This is a genomic window from Mesorhizobium sp. M1396, from assembly GCF_040317725.1.
In the GTDB taxonomy this organism is placed as follows: Bacteria; Pseudomonadota; Alphaproteobacteria; order Rhizobiales; family Rhizobiaceae; genus Mesorhizobium.
In genome coordinates this window covers 14,072-32,361 of sequence record NZ_JAMYLA010000065.1, presented here as the reverse complement: position 1 = coordinate 32,361, position 18,290 = coordinate 14,072, and the positions used below count along the sequence as shown (strand labels likewise).

The window sequence follows — 18,290 nt, the reverse complement described above, 5'->3', positions numbered from 1 at the left end:
GGCGTCCGTCAGTACAAATCGCGCCATTCAAAGCTTGAATCACAATCAGGCTCAAAGTGGAATCCTGAATCTCAACAGGCCCTAGGGTACTCGATACCCAGTCGCCCGATGGCGGAACACGGGCTGGTCGCCGGGCATCCCTCTTTCAGCCGGCGACCGGCGCCACAGCTTGCTATTAAAGCCGCCTGTTATGGCTCGGGGCGGCATTTCAGCGACTCGGTGGAAAACAGATCGGGTCGTTTCCGGTGACTCGGGGACCACCAACTCCCTTTCCCAAAATTCTGTGATTTTCACCATACACTCTAAGAGTGTATTGCTGCGGAGAGCTCCGCAATTTGGGCGCTTCCCCTTGACCGGATGCAAAAGCGCCGCCATGTGAGCGACAAATAGAACAAGATTTCGTCGCGCGCAGCGGAATTCTTCTGCCGCACCACAGCTGATATGAGACCTCATGGACGTCGTCGTCGTCGAATCGCCGGCCAAGGCAAAGACAATCAACAAATACCTCGGCAAGAACTACAAGGTTCTGGCCTCGTTCGGCCATGTCCGCGATTTGCCGGCCAAGGATGGCTCGGTGCGTCCGGACGAGGATTTCGCCATGTCCTGGGCGGTCGACACCGCTTCGGGCAAGCGGCTTGCCGACATCGCCAAGGCGGTCAAGGATGCCGACGGCCTGATCCTCGCCACCGATCCGGATCGCGAGGGTGAAGCCATCTCCTGGCATGTGCTGGAGGTGCTGAAGCAGAAGCGCGCACTGAAGGACAAGCCGGTCAGCCGCGTCGTCTTCAACGCCATCACCAAATCGTCGGTGCTGGAAGCAATGGCCAATCCGCGCCAGATCGATGCGCCGCTGGTCGATGCCTATCTCGCCCGCCGGGCGCTGGATTATCTCGTCGGCTTCACGCTGTCTCCGGTGCTGTGGCGCAAGCTGCCGGGCGCCCGCTCGGCCGGCCGCGTCCAGTCGGTTGCGCTGCGTCTGGTCTGCGACCGCGAATCCGAGATCGAGCGCTTCATCCGCGAGGAATACTGGCAGATAGCCGCTCTGCTCGGCACGCCGCGCAACGAGAATTTCGAAGCGCGGCTGACCGCCTTCGACCGCAAGAAGCTGCAAAAGCTCGACATTTCCAACAAGGCGCAGGCCGACGACATCAAGTCGATGCTCGAAGGCGCGACCTTCAAGGCGGTGTCGGTGGAAGCCAAGCCGACCAAGCGCAATCCGGGCCCGCCCTTCACCACCTCGACGCTGCAGCAGGCCGCCTCATCGGGCCTCGGCTTCTCGGCCAGCCGCACCATGCAGGTGGCACAGCGCCTCTATGAAGGCATGGAGATCGGCGGCGAGACCACCGGCCTGATCACCTATATGCGAACCGACGGCGTGCAGATGGCGCCGGAGGCGATCGACGCCGCACGCGATGCCATCGCCAAGGAATTCGGCCCGAAATACCTGCCGGAAAAGCCGCGCCTTTACACGACCAAGGCCAAGAATGCCCAGGAAGCGCACGAAGCGATCCGCCCGACGGATTTCATGCGCACTCCGGCATCGGTCAGGCAGTATCTCGATTCCGACCAGATGCGGCTTTATGAGTTGATCTGGAAGCGCGCCATCGCCAGCCAGATGCAGCCGGCCGAGATCGAGCGCACCACCGCCGAGATCGAGGCGGTCAACGGATCGCGCACCGCCGAGCTTCGCGCCATCGGCTCAGTCATTCGCTTCGACGGCTTCATTGCCGCCTACACCGACCAGAAGGAAGACGATGCGGAAGACGAGGAAAGCCGCCGCCTGCCCGAGATCCGCGCCGGCGAGCAGCTGGTCCGCCAGGCGATCAACGCCACGCAGCACACCACCGAGCCGCCGCCGCGTTATTCCGAGGCTTCGCTGATCAAGAAGCTGGAAGAGCTCGGCATCGGCCGGCCTTCTACCTATACGGCGATCCTGAAGACGCTCGAGGACCGCGACTACGTCACCATCGACAAGCGCCGGCTGGTGCCGCAGGCCAAGGGCCGGTTGCTGTCGGCCTTCCTCGAAAGCTTCTTCAAGCGCTATGTCGAGTACGACTTCACCGCGTCCCTCGAGGAAAAGCTCGACGAGATTTCCGACGGCAAGCTCGCCTGGAAGGATGTGCTGCGCGATTTCTGGAAGGATTTTTCGGGCGCCGTCACGGACATCAAGGAGCTGCGCGTCACCGACGTGCTCGATGCGCTTAACGAGGAACTGGCGCCGCTGGTGTTTCCCGCGCGCGAAGACGGCTCGAACCCCCGCATCTGCCCGAAATGCGGCACCGGCAACCTGTCGCTGAAGCTCGGCAAGTTCGGCGCCTTCGTCGGCTGCTCGAACTATCCCGAATGCTCCTTCACCCGCCAGCTCGGCGACGCCGCCAATCCCAATGGCGAGAATGGCGGCGGCGAAGACGGCACCAAGGTCATCGGCAAGGATCCCTACACGTCAGAGGAAATCACGCTGCGCAGCGGCCGCTTCGGCCCCTATCTGCAGCGCGGCGACGGCAAGGAAGCCAAGCGCTCCAGCCTGCCCAAGGGCTGGACGGCAGAATCGATCGACCACGAGAAGGCGCTGGCGCTGCTGTCGCTGCCGCGCGATGTCGGCCAGCATCCGGAAACGGCCAAGATGATCTCGGCCGGGCTCGGCCGCTACGGCCCGTTCGTTCTGCATGACGGCACCTACGCCAATCTCGACAGCATCGAGGACGTGTTCTCGATTGGCCTGAACCGCGCCGTGTCGGTGATCGCCGAGAAGCAGTTGAAGGGCAAGGGCGGCCGCAATGGCGGCACCGCCGCTGCGTTGAAGGAGCTTGGCGACCATCCCGATGGCGGCGGCAAGATCGTCGTACGCGACGGCAAATACGGGCCGTATGTGAATTTCGGCAAGATCAACGCCACCCTGCCCAAGGGCAGGGATCCGCAGTCGGTGACCATCGAGGACGCGCTGGCGCTGATTGCCGAGAAGGAAGCCAAGGGCGGCGGCGGCAAGAAGCCGTTCCGCAAGGCGGCCGCGGCCAAGGCCCCGGCAACGAAGAAAACGGCAGCCAAGAAAACGGCGACCAAGAAGCCGGCAGCGAAGAAAAAAGGGTAGGACGGCGTGGCGCGCAAGATCACCGGTAGAACCCACGGCGATCCGCGCACCGCCGACACGAGGGCCAAGGTCAAGGACGACTATCGGCCCTCGCGTGACGAAATCCTGCGCTACATCGCCGAAAATCCCGATCGCGCCGGAAAACGCGACATCGCCAAGGCGTTCGCGCTGCGCGGCGACGACCGCATCTGGCTGAAGGATCTGCTGCGCGACCTGCAGGACGAAGGTTTCCTGACCAAGGAGCGCAAAGGGTTGGCCCGCGTCGGTGCCCTGCCCCACGTCACGGTCCTCGATATTTTTGACCGTGACGCTGATGGCGTTCTGTTGGCGCGTCCCACCGAACACACAGCCAATGGACCGCCACCCATTGTTTCCATCCGCCTGTCGCGCAGTGGTGGTGGACCGGCGCCCGGCATTGGCGACCGCGTGCTGGCCAAGACCTTCCCCGCCGACGAGACGAATGTCGCCCTGGGTGGCCCGGCATACACCGGACGGGTGGTGAAGATCTTCGAAAAGCGCACTGATGCCGTGCTCGGTGTCTTTCGCATCCTGCAGGATGGCACCTTCCGCATCGAACCGGTGGAACGGCGCCAGCCCGAACTGATCGTCGACAAGGAATTCCAGAACGGCGCCAAAAGCGGCGACCTGGTCGAGGTCGAGCCCGCGCGGGCCTCCCGCTATGGGTTGCCGAGAGCCAAGGTGCTCAACGTGCTGGGTTCGCTGACCAGCGAAAAGGCGGTCTCGATGATCGCCATCCACGCCCACGACATTCCGCATATCTTTCCGGCCGACGTCATCGCCGAATCCGAAGCCGTCAAGCCGGCGACGCTTGCTCACCGCGAGGACTGGCGCGACCTGCCGCTGGTCACCATCGATCCGGCCGACGCCAAGGACCATGACGATGCCGTTTTCGCCACGCCGGATCTCGACGAGAAGAACCCCGGCGGCGTGGTCGCCACGGTGGCGATCGCCGATGTCGCGGCCTATGTGCGCTATGGCACGGCGCTCGACCGCGAGGCGCTGAAGCGCGGCAATTCAGTCTATTTCCCGGATCGCGTGGTGCCGATGCTGCCCGAGCGCATCTCCAACGATCTCTGCTCGCTGCGCGAGGGCCAGGACCGTCCGGCGCTGGCGGTGCGCATGATCTTTTCGGCCGAGGGCCGCAAGCTCAGGCACTCCTTCCATCGCGTCATGATGAAGTCGGCGGCAAAGCTCGCCTACAGCCAGGCTCAGGCGGCGATCGACGGCGCTCCGGACGAGAAGACCGGCCCGATCCTCGATACGGTGCTGAAGCCGTTGTGGGAGGCCTATGCGATCCTCAAGCGTGGCCGCGAAGGCCGCCAGCCGCTCGAGCTCGACCTGCCGGAGCGCAAGATCCTGCTCAAGCCAGACGGCACGGTCGATCGCGTCATCGTGCCGGACCGGCTCGATGCCCACAAGCTCATCGAAGAATTCATGATCCAGGCCAATGTCGCGGCAGCCGAGACGCTCGAGGCGAAGAAGCAGGAACTGGTCTACCGCGTCCATGACGCGCCATCGCTCGCCAAACAGGAATCGCTGCGCGAGTTCCTCCAGACGCTTGGCCTGTCGCTGGCCCGCGGCGCGCAGATGCAGCCGAGCCAGTTCAACGGCATCCTCGAGCGTGTGCGCGGCGCCGACAATGAAGGCCTGGTCAACGAAGTGGTGCTGCGCTCGCAGAGCCAGGCCGAATACTCGCCCAAGAACATCGGTCATTTCGGTCTCAACCTCAGGCGCTACGCCCATTTCACCTCGCCGATCCGCCGCTATGCCGATTTGATCGTGCATCGCGGACTTATTGCCGCACTCGGCCTCGGTCCGGGCGCGCTGACGCAGGACGAAGCGGCACGGCTCGAAGATGTCGCGGTGCTGATCTCAGGCACGGAACGCCGCGCAATGGCGGCCGAGCGGGACACGGTCGACCGTCTGGTCGCCGCCTATCTCGCCGAGCGCATCGACGACCGTTTCGATGCCCGCATCTCCGGCGTCACCAAATCAGGACTATTTGTCCAATTGCCGCAGTACGGCGCGGATGGTTTCATCCCGGTGTCAACATTGAGCGGCGATTACTACATATACGATGAAACCGCCCGTTCCCTGTTCGGAGAACGCTCGGGCAAAGGCTACCAGCTCGCGGACCGCGTCGAGGTCCGACTCGTCGAGGTGGCGCCGATGGCCGGCGCGATGCGCTTCGAGATGTTGACCGACCCGAAGCCTTTGCCGGGCTCCAAGCGGTCGTTTCACAAGGCCAAGGGCCGCGCCCGCGCGTCGCAATCGCGACCGGGTTCGCGCGGCAGGAGACGATGATGACAACAGCCACGGAAGAACAGGTTTTCGGCGGAGAACATCACTCGGGCCGGGCTGCCCGCCCGCTGTGGACGGCGATGAAGCGCGGCCTGCTTGGCCGCTGCCCGCAATGCGGCGAAGGCAAGCTGTTTCGCGCTTTCACCAAGACCGTCGACACATGCGGTGTCTGCGGCGAGGAACTGCATCACCACCGCGCCGACGACCTGCCCGCCTATCTCGTCATCGTCATCGTCGGCCACATCGTGCTCGGCGCCTTCATGGGCGTGGAGGCGACGTCCACCTTGTCCACATGGCAGCACATCGCCATCTGGGTGCCGCTGACCATCCTTATGTCGGTCGCGCTGCTGCAACCGGTCAAGGGTGCCGTCATCGGACTGCAATGGGCCTTCTATATGCACGGCTTCGGCGGCGAGCACGACGTGATCGAGCCGCATCCCGGAACCTGAGGCGCGGCCAAGCTTGCGGCCTGGCGCAACATACCGACCGTGAAAGGCCACTTTCGCTTGCCAGAAGTTTCCGCTAGGTCCTGCGCATGGACGGTATGACCAAGGCGGAAGTCGCCAAGATCGAGCGGAGCATGATCGCTCATAGCGACCAGCCAATTCGCCCGCGCGACGCGGCAACCTTGATCCTGCTCGACCGCAAGGGCGATGACGTGCTGGTTCTGATGGGCCGCCGCCATGCCGGCCACGCCTTCATGCCGGGCAAGTTCGTCTTTCCCGGCGGCCGCACCGACCCGGCCGACAGCCGCATCCCGGTCGCCGCCGCATTGCACCCTGAGCAGGAAGCCAGGCTGACCGCCGGGCCGGGCCGCACAAGTGCCGCACGAGCCCGCGCCATCGCCTTGTCGGCCATCCGCGAGACCTATGAGGAAGCCGGATTGCTGATCGGCCGCAAAGGCGCTTTCGCCACGGCCAGGGCCGATTGGCAAGGTTTTGCCGAACACGGCGTGCAGCCCTCTCTGGACATGTTGCGCTTCGTCGCGCGCGCCATCACGCCGCCCAACCGGGTACGCCGCTTCGACACGCGCTTCTTCAGCGCCTGGCGCGACGATGTCGCGGTAGAACTGCCCGGTGGCGGCCCGACCAACGAACTCGAAGAGCTGGTCTGGCTGCCACTTGCCAAGGCCAGGGAAGCCGACATCCCCGACATAACCCGAATGATCCTGGACGAGCTGCAAAAGCGCCTCGCCCATGATCCGCTGTTGCGTCCGGGCGGTCCCGTGCCCTTCTACCGGCTTGTCCGCAACCGTTTCACCCGCGAACTTCTCTAGAGTATTCAGCATCCCCATGACGGTCGATACCCAACAACAGGGCGACGAACGCGTACACTGGCTGCCGATGGTGGCGGCGATCTCGTCGATCAGTGTCGTCGGCATAGCCATCGGCCTCGGCATGCCGCTGCTCAGCGTCATCCTCGAAACACGCGGCCATTCAGCCTCGATGATTGGCCTCAACACGGCCGTCGCCGGCCTCGCCTCGATCGCCGGAGCGCCGCTCGCCACACCGCTCGCCATGCGCTTTGGCGTCGCCTGGACCATGATTGCCATGATCGCCGCCGGCGCGCTGGCCTTTGTCGGCTTCCATTTCGCGCCCGATTTCTGGATGTGGTTTCCGCTGCGCATCGTGCTGCACATCGCGCTGACGGTGCTGTTCATCCTGTCTGAATTCTGGATCAGCACCTCGGCGCCGCCGCATCGGCGCGGCCTTGTCCTCGGCATCTACGCCACGGTTCTGTCGCTCGGCTTTGCCGCCGGGCCGTGGCTGTTCGCCCATCTCGGCAGTTCCGGCTTCAGACCGTTCGGCGTCATCATCTGTCTGGTGACGCTGGCCGCCATACCGGTGCTGGCGGCGCGCAACGAGAGCCCGTCGATCGCCTCCGACGGCGAGACCAGCAATTTCCTGCGCTATATCTGGCTGGTGCCGTCGGCGACCGCCGCCGTGCTTGTGTTCGGCGCGGTGGAAACCGGCGGCTTTGCGCTGTTCCCGATCTACGGCAGCCGCATCGGCTATTCCGAAGCCGACGCGGCCCTGCTCCTGACCATGATCGGCCTCGGCAACGTGCTGCTGCAGATCCCCATCGGCATGATCAGCGACCGCGTCACGGACCGCCGCTATCTGCTGATTGCCTGCGCCATGGTTGGCCTTGTCGGCACGGTCTTCATGCCCTTCTTCGCGCAGAATTGGCACCTGATGGCGGCACTTCTGTTCGTCTGGGGCGGCGTCGTCGCTGCCATGTACACGATCGGCCTTGCCCATCTCGGCTCGCAGCTTTCCGGCCACGAACTGGCGTCGGCCAACGCCGCCTTCGTGCTGTGCTACGGCGTCGGCATGGTTCTCGGTCCGCAAGCGATCGGCATCGGCATGGATGCGTTCGGCCCGTCCGGCTTCGGCTGGTCGCTCGGCCTGTTCTTCGCCGCCTATATTGCCTTGGTCGCCGTCAGGCTGGTCCGCAAGATCCTGCTGTAGCGCGACTGCCGCTAGCCCTGCATTTGACATGGCGCGGTGACAGGCTGCTGACAGAACCGTGTCAGGAGCACAGGGCTAAAAGGGTGTCCCAAAACACTTGAGGACATTTCCATGATCGACAGCGGCTTTGAAACCACATCGCTACGAATGACACTGCTTCTGCTTGTGACCTTCCAGGCCCCGGCCGCCGATGTCGACCGCATCATGGACGCGGTGGTGGCGATAGCGCCGCTGGCCATGGGCAAATATGACCGCAATGCCTATCAGTCGGCGCACGGCATCGAACGCTACAGGCCGCTTGAAGGTGCGGCCGCCGGCGCCGAAACCGAATTGCGGCGCCGCCCAGGCACGGTCGAGGTTTCCTTCGAACTGCCCGACGACCAAGCAATGGCCGCCCGCGTCGTCGAGGCGATTTTCCAGGCGCACAGCTACCAGGAACCGGTGATCCGCATTCAGCCGATCCTGGCCAGCCGTTCCAAGGGGCTGGACGATCGCGCCAATCCGAATCGCTGGTGGAACACGACCGGAGACTGGAAGAAGGTCGCGGTATCGGCGACGGAAACCGCATGATTTCCACCCACCAGCAGGCCTAGGCGGATCGCACAGGGCCTGCCGGGCTTGACTTTCCAGGCGCGTTCTTTATGTGTCGCGCCAAGTTTCCCGCGTCCGGGTGTTTCCCCGTGCTCCAGCGGCCAAAACTCCACGAACAAACGGACTGATATCATGGCCAAAGCCGCAAACATCAAGATCAAGCTTCTGTCGACCGCCGACACCGGTTTCTTCTACGTGACCAGCAAGAACAGCCGCACCAAGACGGACAAGCTGTCGTTCCGCAAGTACGACCCGGTCGCCAAGAAGCACGTCGAATTCAAGGAAACCAAGATCAAGTAATCTGGGTTTCCTTCTGCAATGCCGAAACGCCGCCCAATGGGCGGCGTTTTTGTTTGTAACCAATTGATTTCATTAAATCCGCACACAGAGTCCAGCCAGAAGGATTGACCGTTCACCATGGTTGCGGCACCCTTGGTCGTGGGCTGGCAGGGGTGTCATGAACAAGGCCCCTACGGATATCGAAGAAGTTGAAAGCTGCAATCATTGCAGCCCTTGTTGCCCTGGTTGCGGGCATTGCCGTCAGCAACGGGCTGATAAGCCAGCAGACGGCCGATGAGATCAAGGCCAGGACTGACGACGCTTTGACTGAGGAGGCAGCCCAGCCTGCTCCTCAACCTGAACCGGATAGTCCCTCGGCACCTTCCACGGGACCTGCGCCAGCTTCGAGTCCGCCTGCCGCGGGACTGCGGCAAGGGTCTCAACAGGGTCAATGAAAAGCCGCGCAAGGCGGGCTTCTGTCGTGCGTGCGTGCGATGAAGTGGTCAGGCCGGAAGGAGCGCTTCGCCTAAAATCATGGGTTGCGCACCGCGCACGTTTCCACGTGCCGCGCGCCATACACCTCGCACCATCACCAAGCCTGCGGACTGTATCGTTTTAACACAATCGCAAATTGGTAGACTCGCACGATGGATAGGCAGTTAGTTTCAGCGTCATGCTAAAAGGGGGGAAATGCCTCGAACTGGGAGAGAAACGATGTCCATTCAAAAAGGTGACTATCGAACCAACAGAGCCGACTACGCGATTGCCGCGACGCATGGCGGAGTGACCGCCGAAGACAGCGTTCGAGCCGAGATTCTGGCAAGAAGAAAGAAGTCCCTGTGGCTAAAAGAGCGGCGATCAGCCAAGTCTGCCGAGAATCCAATGGACAGTTCGCCGCTGCCCAAAAGAAGCCCTCGCGGTTAGACGCCACTGCCGCCCTCCGCGATCGCACCATAACCACACATCATCGACTCGCCCACTTGCAGACGCAGCCGGCGGTATTGACCTCTCGCGCGGCGGCTCTAATTCGTGACGAAATGGCTTCCGTTCTTTTTAGAAGACGGCAGGACTAAAGTCTTGCGCTCTACGCGCAAAGGTCTGAGGGGTCCTGTTAGGTTCCGGAAATGTCCGTTGGACGTTCCGTTACTTTAGGTAATTGAGATGTAGTGCTCCCTTATATTTCCCAACTGGCATCTGTGCCTGGCCGCGGCCGTTCATAATCCGCGGGCTTGCCGTTCAGCAGGCTCATTGCCTGTATAGATCGCTGTGCAACCGGTCGATCGCTTCCCAGGTGCCCTCAGCCCGGGCTGAGGTCCCTCAGCCGATGCGATCACCGCTTTTCGGATCGAACAGATGCAGCGACGCCGGATCGGCCGCCAGCCGTACCAGGTCGCCGGGCTTCACGCCGGCACGACCCATGGCAAAGACGCAAAGCTGCTGGCTGGCCAGCTTGACGTAAAACTGGGTCGAAAGCCCAAGCGGCTCCACCACCCCCACCTCGCCCTTCAACGCGCCGTCATCCGCCAGCCGGATATGCTCGGGCCGCAGGCCGATGGTGATGGCGTCACCGTCCTTCAGCGGCAGGCCTTCGGGCAGGCGCAGTGCCTGCCCGTCGGCCAGCACGGCCTCCGAGGCACCGCCCTTGCGAACCGTCGCCGGCAGAAAATTCATGCCGGGTGAGCCGATGAAACCGGCGACGAACATGTTGGCCGGCCGGTCATAGAGATCGAGCGGCGCACCGACCTGCTGGATCAGCCCGTCATGCATGACGACGATCCGGTCGGCCATGGTCATCGCCTCGATCTGGTCGTGCGTGACGTAGACGGAGGTGGTCTTTAGTTGCTGGTGCAGCGCCTTGATCTCGGCGCGCATATGGACGCGCAGCTTGGCGTCGAGGTTCGACAGCGGCTCGTCGAACAGGAAGACCTTGGGATCGCGCACGATGGCGCGGCCCATGGCGACGCGCTGGCGCTGGCCGCCGGAGAGTTGCCGCGGCAGGCGTTGCAGGAAAGTGTCGAGCCCGAGCCGCTTGGCCGCGCCGTCCACCCTCGCGTCGATCGTCGCCTTCTCCGCCTTCTTCAGCAGCAGGCTGAAACCCATGTTCTTCGACACGTCCATATGCGGATAGAGCGCATAGGACTGGAACACCATGGCGATGTCGCGGTCCTTCGGCGCGACGTCATTGACCAGTCGCTCGCCGATGCGTATTTCGCCGCCGGAAGCCTCTTCCAGCCCGGCGATCATGCGCAAAAGCGTGGACTTGCCGCAGCCTGACGGCCCGACCAGGACGACGAATTCGCCATCGGCGATTTCAAGGTCGACCGCGTGCAGGACACGGACGGCGCCATAATCCTTGCGGACCTTTTCGAGCGTAACAGAGGCCATCGATCTACCCTTTGACGGCGCCGGCGGTCAGGCCGGTGACGAGATAGCGTTGCAGGAAGGCGAAGAAGATGCAGACCGGGATCAGCGCCAGGATGGATGCCGCCATCATCTGTCCCCAGTCGACGGCGAACTTGCCGATGAAGGTGAGCAGGCCGACCGCGAAGGTCTTCTGGTCATCACTGGAAATCAGCATCAGCGCGAACAGAAGCTCGCTCCACGCGGCCGTGAAGACGAAGCCGAGCGTCGCGCCCATGCCTGGCAGCGTCAGCGGCACGATCACCTTGCGCATCGCCTGCGCGCGGGTGCAGCCATCGATCATCGCTGCCTCTTCCAGGTCCTTTGGAATGCCGTCGAAGAAGGACTGCATCAGGAAGGTGGCAAAGGCCGTGTTGAAGGCGGTGTAGATGATGATCAACCCGGTCAGGCTGTTGATCAGCCCGATTTGCCCCATCACGCGGTAGATCGGTGGAATGACCATCACCAGCGGAAAAGTCTGGGTCAAAAGCAACATCAGCGCCAGTGCTGCCTTGCCGCGAAAGGTGAAGCGCGACATGGCATAACCGGCAAGCGTGGCGATGATTGTCACCAGTGCGGCCGTTGAGACCGAGACGATGACGCTGTTGAGGAAATAGCGCGGGAAATCGGTGGCCTCGAGCACGGTGACGAAATTCTGCAGCGTCATGTGCGACGGCCAGAAGGTGATGCCTTCGGAATAGAGAAGCCGCTCCGGCGTGACCGAGATCTTCAGCGTCCAGTAGATCGGGAACAGGGCAAAGAATACGTAAGCCGCGATTGCCGCGTAGAGGCCGACGCCGCCGAAGATGCGCTGCGAGGTTGAACGTCCTGCGATCATCAGACGTGCCTCACCAGCGTGCGACGGATGCCGATCAGCGCGATCGCATAGGCGATGAGCAGGACGAGCAGCAGCACGGCCACCGCCGAGGCATAGCCCTTGTCCAGCGACTTGAAGGCGCTGACATAGATGTAGACAGGCACCGTGTTGGTCGAGCCGGCTGGTCCGCCCTCGGTCATGACGAAGATCAGGTCGGCGAAGGTGGCGATCCAGATGGTGCGCAGCATGACAGTGATGGCGATGGTCGGCGCCAGGAACGGCAGCGTCACCTTGGTGAAGCGCTGCCAGGGCGAAGCGCCGTCGATGGCCGCCGCCTCATGCAGTTCCGACGGGATCGACTTCAGCGCCGCCAGGAGCGTGATGGCGAAGAACGGAATGCCGAACCAGATGTTGGCGACGATCGGCCCCCACATGGCTGTCGAAGGATCGGACAGAACATTGGTCGGCTCGGCCTTCAGCCCCAATGCAAACAGCCAGCGCGGCAACGGCCCAATGATCGGATTGAACAGCCAGGCCCAGGTCAGACCCGACAGGAAGGACGGCACCGCCCAGGGCAAGAACACCAGGGCCTGTACCACCTTGCGGCCGCGAAACGACTTGTCGAGCAGCAGCGCCAGGCCGAGCCCGAGGAAGAACTGGAAGAACAGGCTGGCGACGGTCCACCACAAGGTGTTGACCAGCGCCTGCCCCAGCACCTGATCCGACAGCATCGCCTGATACTGCCCAAGCCCGACATATTCGGACTTGAAAGCCGAGAATTTGCGGAAGGAGTAGCTGATGCCGATGACCAGCGGCACCAGAAGCACCACGACCAGCAGGATGATCGCCGGGCTGAGATAGAGCCACGGCTCGATTGCGGCGTGGGATAGCCGCTTGCGACGCGGCTTGCCGGCGGATCGTATTTCGGACACGGCATAGGTCATTGGCTGCGGATCGTCTCCTGGAGCGGCGTCGGGGACAGCGTCCTTCTCCCCGTTTCACGGGAGAAGATGCCGGCAGGCAGATGAGGGGCAGCGCGAACCTATCGAGGCATAGCGCCGCCCCTCATCCGGCCCTATCGGGCCACCTTCTCCCCGTGAACGGGGAGAAGGAAGAAAAGGCGCTTACTTCTTGTTCTTCGCCAGCCAGTCCTGCTGTTCCTTAGTCAGGAAAGCAGCCCATTGATCGGCGACTTCCGTGGCCGTCTTCTGGCCGAGAAGCACTTCCTGGAAGTTCTTGATCGCCACCTGGTCGACGAAATTGCCGAGGTTCTCCAGATGCGTCGGCGGGGTCACCATTTCATATTTGGAGCTGTCGCTCAGTTCCTTGAACCAGCCCTTGAACTGCTCGGTCTTGAAATGGGGATCCTGGTCGGCACCGTTGTGGATCGGGACGACGCCGACTTCCTTGGCCCATTCCAGATTGTCCTTCGGCGAGAGCAGCGTCGCCATCAGCTTCCAAGCATCGTCCTTGTGCTGCGAGTTGGCAAACATCGCCCAGCCGGCATAGCCGAGCGTTGGATAGGACTTGCCGCTCGGCCCGACCGGCAATGGCGCCACAGCGAAGTCGTCGGCGCTCATCTTGTCGGCGATGCCGAGCAGCGCGTCCGGATCCTGGTTGAGCATGGCGCAGGTGCCGGAATAGAAGCCCGTGACCGTTTCGTTGAAACCCCAGCTCACCGCATCCTTCGGCGCCAGGCCGTCCTTGTACATGTCGGCCAGCATCTGCAGGCCCTTGACCGAGCCTTCCTCGTTGATGGTCGAGGTGCCGTCCTCGTTGAAGTAGCCACCCTTGCCGGCGGCGATGTTCATGAACATGTGCATGCCGTTGAAGGCGCCCGGCCCACCGCGCAGGCAGTAGCCGTATTTGCCCGGGATCGCGGAAATCTTCTTGGCATCGGCAACGAAATCATCGAGCGTCGCCGGCGGGCCATCGAGACCGGCCTCCTTGAACAATTTCTTGTTCCAGAACAGCGCGTTCACATAGTAACCGTAGGGGATCATGAACTGGGTGTTGTTGACGGTCGAGCCGAACTGCTTGGCGCGGTCGCCGAGCGTCTTGGCGTCATCCCATTTGGCCATATAGGGGCCGAGATCCTCGAGCTGTGCGTTGTTGGCATAGAGGCCCATCCAGCGTTCCGGCATCTCGACGATGTCGGGCGTATCGCCGGCCTGCACCATGGTCAGGAATTTCTCGAAGGCCTGGCCCCAGGGCAGCGAGATCAGCTCGACCTTGACGCCCGGATTGGCCGTTTCGAACTCGGCGATCTGCTTTTTCAGGAATTCGGTGCGCGGCGGGCTGGTGATGACTTCGACCATTTTCAGGGTCGAATCGGCCAGCGCGCCTCCGGCGGAAATCGCCAGCCCCGCAACGGTGGCAAGCATGACGGTCAGTTTTTTCATGTTCAAGACTCCCATTTTGAACCCGCTTGTTATTTTCTGGCTTTTTCGAAGGCTTGGGCGACATCCGCCCATAGGTCCTCGACACTCTCCAATCCGACATTGAAGCGGATGGTTCGGGGGCTGACGCCGAAGCGCGCCATCGAATTCAGGCCCGGCGTCTGCTCGAGCGACGCCTTGGCCGGCACGACCAGGCTTTCATGCCCGCCCCAGCTGACGCCGATGCGGAAATATTTCAGCGCGTCGACGAAGACCGGGATGTCGATGTCGTCCGTCACCTCGAAGGAGAACAATCCGGCATAGCCCGCCAGCGTCGCCTTGCCCGGATGGTTCGAATAGACGGGGTGGTTGACCCGCTCGACGTTGCCATGCGCCTTCAGCCGTTCGGCGATGGTCAGACCACTCTTCATGTGATGCGGCAGGCGCAGCGGCAGTGTGCGCAGGCCGCGCAGCAGCAGCCAGGCCTCGAACGGCGACAGCTTCCCGCCGAGATAGGAGTAGGTCTGCTCGTTGATGTGCTTGATATGAGCAGCGGAACCCGCCACCACACCGGCGACGGTATCGCTGTGGCCGCCGAGATATTTCGACGCCGAGTGCAGCACCAGGTCGACGCCATGCGTGATCGGCTTCTGGAACACCGGCGTCGACCAGGAATTGTCGATGGTGGTGACGATGCCCTGCTCCTTGGCCAGCCGCGTCAGATGCGCGATGTCCTGCAGTTCGAACATCATCGAGGTCGGGCTTTCCAGGTAGAGCAACTTGGCACCGGGAAGTGCCGCCGCCACCGCATCCGGGTCGGAACCATCGACATAGTCGACCTTGATGTTGAGCCGCGGCAACAGCCGCTCGAACAGCCGGTAGGCGTCGCCATAGCAGTTGCGCACCGCCACGATGCGCTCACCCGCACCGACAAAGGCAAGCACCGTGGCACTGATCGCCGCCATGCCGCTGGAAAAGCCGCGCGCTGCCTCGGCACCCTCGAGCGCGGCCACACGCGCCTCGAACTCCATCACCGTCGGATTGTCGCCGCGCGAGTAGATCGGCTGCTTTCGTTTGCCGGCAAAGGTGTCGGCCATTTCGGCATAGCTGGCGAAGGTGAACAGCGAGGTCTGGTAGATCGGCGGCACCACGGCACCCCCGGGGAACGGCTCGTCATGCGCCAGCATTGTCGCCGCCTCGGCAAGATAGTCGTGATCGAAGGCCGATGGATGCTCGTTCATGTCTGGCTCGAAAGTTTGAGTTTGGCGGCACCGCGCTTCAAATCGTCCTCGACGGTGGCGATCAGCTTGAGCGCCTCGGCGCGGGCGCCCCGCGGGTCGCGGGCGGCGATGCGTTCGTAGATGGTGCGGTGATAGGGAAAGCTGGCATGGCCGAAATCGCGCACGCCGAGCGGATGCTCCCAGAAGCGGTGAAACAATTCGTGCATGGCGGCGATGATCTGCTCGAACAGCGGATTGCCCGAGACCCGGTAGATCGCCTGGTGGAACTCCCAATCCTCTTCCGACGACATGCCTTCGCGCGTACGGAACGCCTGCTCCATGATGTCGAGCTTGCGCGCGATCTCGGCGATATCTGCCTGGCTGGCGCGTTCGGCGCAAAGGGCCGCGGCCTCCGCTTCCAGCGCGCGGCGGATCTCCAGCGTCTGCATCAGGCTGCTGAAATCATTGCCGCCCGCCAGCGTCAGCGGCATGTGCAGCATGTCGGGCGAGACGGCCGCCTTGAGATAGGTGCCGCTGCCTTGCCTACGCTCGACGAGGCCGAGCCCTTCCCAGCGTGTCAGCGCCTCGCGCACCGTGTTGCGGCTGACCTTCAGCCGCTCGGCCAGAATACGCTCGGTTGGAAGCCGCTCGCCGGGCTGCAAGGCTTCGGCGCGAACGAAGCCCACCAACGCCTTCAGCACGGCGTCGTCGCGCGCCGTGGTCTGAATGGGTGGCAGGCTGTTCTGGTCCACATCAACTCCAAGTGGTCCAATGGTCCAACCAATTTCTGCACAGATGGAAGACCCTGTCAATTGCTTGTCAGGAGACCCATTCCTTTTTCAGGCTGTTGACGGGTTGCGACAATCCGTTTCAGGAGTCAGCCAACTCCGGCCTTCCAACCCACAGCAGCAGGCGGTCCGAACCAAGCGGTCAGCGCGTCCAGCAGCGCGTGCGGAACGGCTGTCACCGTCGCGGTCTCGAAACAATATCCGGATTTTCACACGCAAAAACGCAGAGCTCCGTGCTTTGGCACGGAGCTCTGCTGTTCTTTTGGAAAGAAGGGGGCCGGTCGGCGTTTGGCAGCGGTACGAGGAGGCCACTATGTGCCAGCGCCGGCCGGCCGACCCCACGGACCCAGGAGATGCGGCGGACCTGAGCATCATGGGGTATTCTGGAGATCGGAGCCGGTTGTCTATCCTCGTGCCGGCTTCGTCCTGGCCTTCACACTTGCTCAAGAGCTTATGAAAATCAACAGTTTCTTAACCAAGGCTCGCGAATCGCTTGGATTAAGGTAAACGGGTAACCCTGTCGGCTTGACTGGATAATTGGGGCTGAACCGGTTACGCCGCCTTGGCAACGACGCGGTTGCGGCCGCCGCTCTTGGCTTCGTAGAGCGCGAGGTCGGCACGCTTCATCAGCGCCGCCACCGTATCCACGCCCTTCAGCACCGAGGACACGCCGACGCTGACGGTGACGGTGATCGTCTTGCCGTCCTGGCCGACGGCAAAAGGCGCCTGGGCAATTTCGGCGCGAATGCGTTCGGCCACCTTCTCGGCCACCGCACCCTCGGTGTCCGGCATCACCACGACGAACTCCTCGCCGCCAAAACGGCAGGCAAGGTCGATACCCCTGACATTCTTGCGCAGCCGTCGCGCAAATTCCCGCAACACCTCGTCGCCGCCGTCATGGCCGTGCGCGTCATTGATCGCCTTGAAACGGTCGAGGTCGGTGATCATCACCGACAGTGGCCGGCGCCGTGCCATGGCGCGATCGAACAGCGTCTGCAGGTGGCTGTCGAGATAGCGGCGGTTGTGCAGCCCGGTCAGGCCGTCGGTCACCGCCATTTCGATGGTCTGGGTGACGCTGGCGCGCAACTGGTCGTTGTAGCGTTTGCGGCGCACCTGGGTACGCAGCCGCGCCGTCAGCTCCTGCTGGTCGATCGGCCGCATCAGATAGTCGTTGATGCCGAGTTCGAGGCCTCGGATGATGCGTTCCTCCTCGCCCTCCTCCGCCAAAAGAATGATCGGCACGAAGCGGGTACGGTCCAGCGAGCGCAACTGCGAACAGAGTCTCAGCGGATCGAAATCGGCGAACGCCGTCGAGATCATCACGCATTCATAGGACGTCTCGGCGGCTTGGAAGAAGCCGGCATGCGGATCGCTGGAGATATCGAGATCGGCGCGGTCGCGCAGCATCTTCTGGATGCGCTCGACGGATGATTTGCGCTCGTCGATCAAAAGCACTTTCGGCATCGTGTCCTCGGACGTGAAATTGCGGCTGAGCAACTCTTCGATGCCGATATTGCGTGTCGTCGAGGCGCGCAGCCGCAACTCGTCGGTCAACGACTTCAGGCGGACCAGGCTCTTGACGCGCGTCATCAGCTGCAGATCGTTGGCCGGCTTGGTCAGGAAGTCGTCGGCACCGGCCTCGAGCCCGCGCACGCGGTCGGAAACCTGGTCGAGCGCGGTGATCATCACCACCGGAATGTGCGATGTCGCCGGATCGCTCTTAAGCCGCCGGCAGACCTCGAACCCGTCCATGTCGGGCATCATCACGTCGAGCAGCACGACATCGACCTTGCCGTTCTCGCAGGTCTCGATCGCATCCGGCCCATTGGTGGCGGTCAGCACCTCGAAATATTCGGCCAGCAGCCGGACTTCCAGCAGCCGCACATTGGCAGGGATGTCGTCGACGACGAGGATCCGCGCAGTCATTTCACAAGGC

General features: G+C 62.8%; 16 protein-coding genes. 9 read left to right on the top strand and 7 right to left on the bottom strand.

The window, feature by feature from the left end:
- The 9 genes from NKH02_RS29885 to NKH02_RS29845 all read left to right on the top strand — a co-directional run.
- Positions 1-249 (top strand): hypothetical protein (locus NKH02_RS29885; protein ID WP_352883251.1); only part of this gene is annotated, 249 nt, incomplete at its 5' end.
- A gap of 202 nt (positions 250-451) precedes the next feature.
- On the top strand, positions 452-3,088 hold the full coding sequence (gene topA / locus NKH02_RS29880; RefSeq protein ID WP_352883250.1) for a type I DNA topoisomerase: 2,637 nt from the start codon (positions 452-454) through the stop codon (positions 3,086-3,088).
- Positions 3,089-3,094: 6 nt separating this feature from the next.
- Entirely contained in the window at positions 3,095-5,413 is a 2,319-nt protein-coding gene (gene rnr, locus NKH02_RS29875; RefSeq protein WP_352883249.1) for a ribonuclease R, read from the top strand.
- Positions 5,413-5,859, top strand: a complete 447-nt coding sequence (locus tag NKH02_RS29870; protein WP_352883248.1) for a DUF983 domain-containing protein — start codon at positions 5,413-5,415, stop codon at positions 5,857-5,859. Before rnr ends, NKH02_RS29870 begins: the two co-directional genes overlap by 1 nt.
- Before the next feature lie 86 nt (positions 5,860-5,945).
- Entirely contained in the window at positions 5,946-6,686 is a 741-nt protein-coding gene (locus tag NKH02_RS29865; protein WP_352883247.1) for an NUDIX hydrolase, read from the top strand.
- Between the two features lie 16 nt (positions 6,687-6,702).
- Positions 6,703-7,881: an MFS transporter gene (locus NKH02_RS29860; RefSeq protein WP_352870838.1), complete on the top strand. Its 1,179-nt coding sequence runs from the start codon at positions 6,703-6,705 to the stop codon at positions 7,879-7,881.
- A 111-nt stretch (positions 7,882-7,992) separates the two neighbouring features.
- The gene (locus NKH02_RS29855; protein WP_352883246.1) at positions 7,993-8,451 is read left to right on the top strand and encodes a YqfO family protein; all 459 of its coding nucleotides are present in this window, start codon (positions 7,993-7,995) and stop codon (positions 8,449-8,451) included.
- 153 nt (positions 8,452-8,604) lie between these two features.
- Complete coding sequence (gene rpmG / locus NKH02_RS29850) at positions 8,605-8,772, top strand: 50S ribosomal protein L33 (RefSeq protein ID WP_006201775.1); 168 nt, start codon at positions 8,605-8,607, stop codon at positions 8,770-8,772.
- A 693-nt stretch (positions 8,773-9,465) separates the two neighbouring features.
- Positions 9,466-9,675 (top strand): hypothetical protein, encoded by a 210-nt coding sequence (locus NKH02_RS29845; protein ID WP_352873454.1) that lies wholly within the window; start codon positions 9,466-9,468, stop codon positions 9,673-9,675.
- A gap of 393 nt (positions 9,676-10,068) precedes the next feature.
- On the opposite strand, the gene NKH02_RS29840 is transcribed toward NKH02_RS29845, so the two are convergent.
- The 7 genes from NKH02_RS29840 to NKH02_RS29810 form a co-directional block, all read right to left on the bottom strand.
- Positions 10,069-11,136 (bottom strand): ABC transporter ATP-binding protein, encoded by a 1,068-nt coding sequence (locus tag NKH02_RS29840; RefSeq protein WP_352883245.1) that lies wholly within the window; start codon positions 11,134-11,136, stop codon positions 10,069-10,071.
- A gap of 4 nt (positions 11,137-11,140) precedes the next feature.
- A complete protein-coding gene (locus NKH02_RS29835) occupies positions 11,141-11,989 on the bottom strand; it encodes a carbohydrate ABC transporter permease (protein ID WP_352883244.1) in 849 nt (282 codons plus the stop codon).
- Positions 11,989-12,912, bottom strand: coding sequence for a carbohydrate ABC transporter permease (locus NKH02_RS29830; RefSeq protein ID WP_352883243.1), 924 nt, complete (start codon positions 12,910-12,912; stop codon positions 11,989-11,991). Before NKH02_RS29830 ends, NKH02_RS29835 begins: the two co-directional genes overlap by 1 nt.
- Before the next feature lie 180 nt (positions 12,913-13,092).
- Positions 13,093-14,370 (bottom strand): ABC transporter substrate-binding protein, encoded by a 1,278-nt coding sequence (locus NKH02_RS29825; RefSeq protein WP_352883242.1) that lies wholly within the window; start codon positions 14,368-14,370, stop codon positions 13,093-13,095.
- A gap of 29 nt (positions 14,371-14,399) precedes the next feature.
- Positions 14,400-15,587: a PLP-dependent transferase gene (locus tag NKH02_RS29820; RefSeq protein WP_352883241.1), complete on the bottom strand. Its 1,188-nt coding sequence runs from the start codon at positions 15,585-15,587 to the stop codon at positions 14,400-14,402.
- On the bottom strand, positions 15,584-16,318 hold the full coding sequence (locus tag NKH02_RS29815) for a FadR/GntR family transcriptional regulator (RefSeq protein ID WP_352883239.1): 735 nt from the start codon (positions 16,316-16,318) through the stop codon (positions 15,584-15,586). The genes NKH02_RS29820 and NKH02_RS29815 overlap by 4 nt, the downstream gene beginning before the upstream one ends.
- 588 nt (positions 16,319-16,906) lie before the next feature.
- Positions 16,907-18,280, bottom strand: a complete 1,374-nt coding sequence (locus tag NKH02_RS29810) for a PleD family two-component system response regulator (protein WP_352883238.1) — start codon at positions 18,278-18,280, stop codon at positions 16,907-16,909.
- Positions 18,281-18,290 lie beyond the last annotated feature (10 nt).

Bases quoted from the DNA above. Each gene is read 5' to 3' on its own strand.
- topA (WP_352883250.1), top strand. From the start codon at position 452: ATGGACGTCGTCGTCGTCGAATCGCCGGCCAAGGCAAAGACAATCAAC.
- NKH02_RS29870 (WP_352883248.1), top strand. From the start codon at position 5,413: ATGACAACAGCCACGGAAGAACAGGTTTTCGGCGGAGAACATCACTCG.
- NKH02_RS29865 (WP_352883247.1), top strand. From the start codon at position 5,946: ATGGACGGTATGACCAAGGCGGAAGTCGCCAAGATCGAGCGGAGCATG.
- NKH02_RS29860 (WP_352870838.1), top strand. From the start codon at position 6,703: ATGACGGTCGATACCCAACAACAGGGCGACGAACGCGTACACTGGCTG.
- NKH02_RS29855 (WP_352883246.1), top strand. From the start codon at position 7,993: ATGATCGACAGCGGCTTTGAAACCACATCGCTACGAATGACACTGCTT.
- rpmG (WP_006201775.1), top strand. From the start codon at position 8,605: ATGGCCAAAGCCGCAAACATCAAGATCAAGCTTCTGTCGACCGCCGAC.
- NKH02_RS29845 (WP_352873454.1), top strand. From the start codon at position 9,466: ATGTCCATTCAAAAAGGTGACTATCGAACCAACAGAGCCGACTACGCG.
- NKH02_RS29840 (WP_352883245.1), bottom strand. From the start codon at position 11,136: ATGGCCTCTGTTACGCTCGAAAAGGTCCGCAAGGATTATGGCGCCGTC.
- NKH02_RS29835 (WP_352883244.1), bottom strand. From the start codon at position 11,989: ATGATCGCAGGACGTTCAACCTCGCAGCGCATCTTCGGCGGCGTCGGC.
- NKH02_RS29830 (WP_352883243.1), bottom strand. From the start codon at position 12,912: ATGACCTATGCCGTGTCCGAAATACGATCCGCCGGCAAGCCGCGTCGC.
- NKH02_RS29825 (WP_352883242.1), bottom strand. From the start codon at position 14,370: ATGAAAAAACTGACCGTCATGCTTGCCACCGTTGCGGGGCTGGCGATT.
- NKH02_RS29820 (WP_352883241.1), bottom strand. From the start codon at position 15,587: ATGAACGAGCATCCATCGGCCTTCGATCACGACTATCTTGCCGAGGCG.
- NKH02_RS29810 (WP_352883238.1), bottom strand. From the start codon at position 18,280: ATGACTGCGCGGATCCTCGTCGTCGACGACATCCCTGCCAATGTGCGG.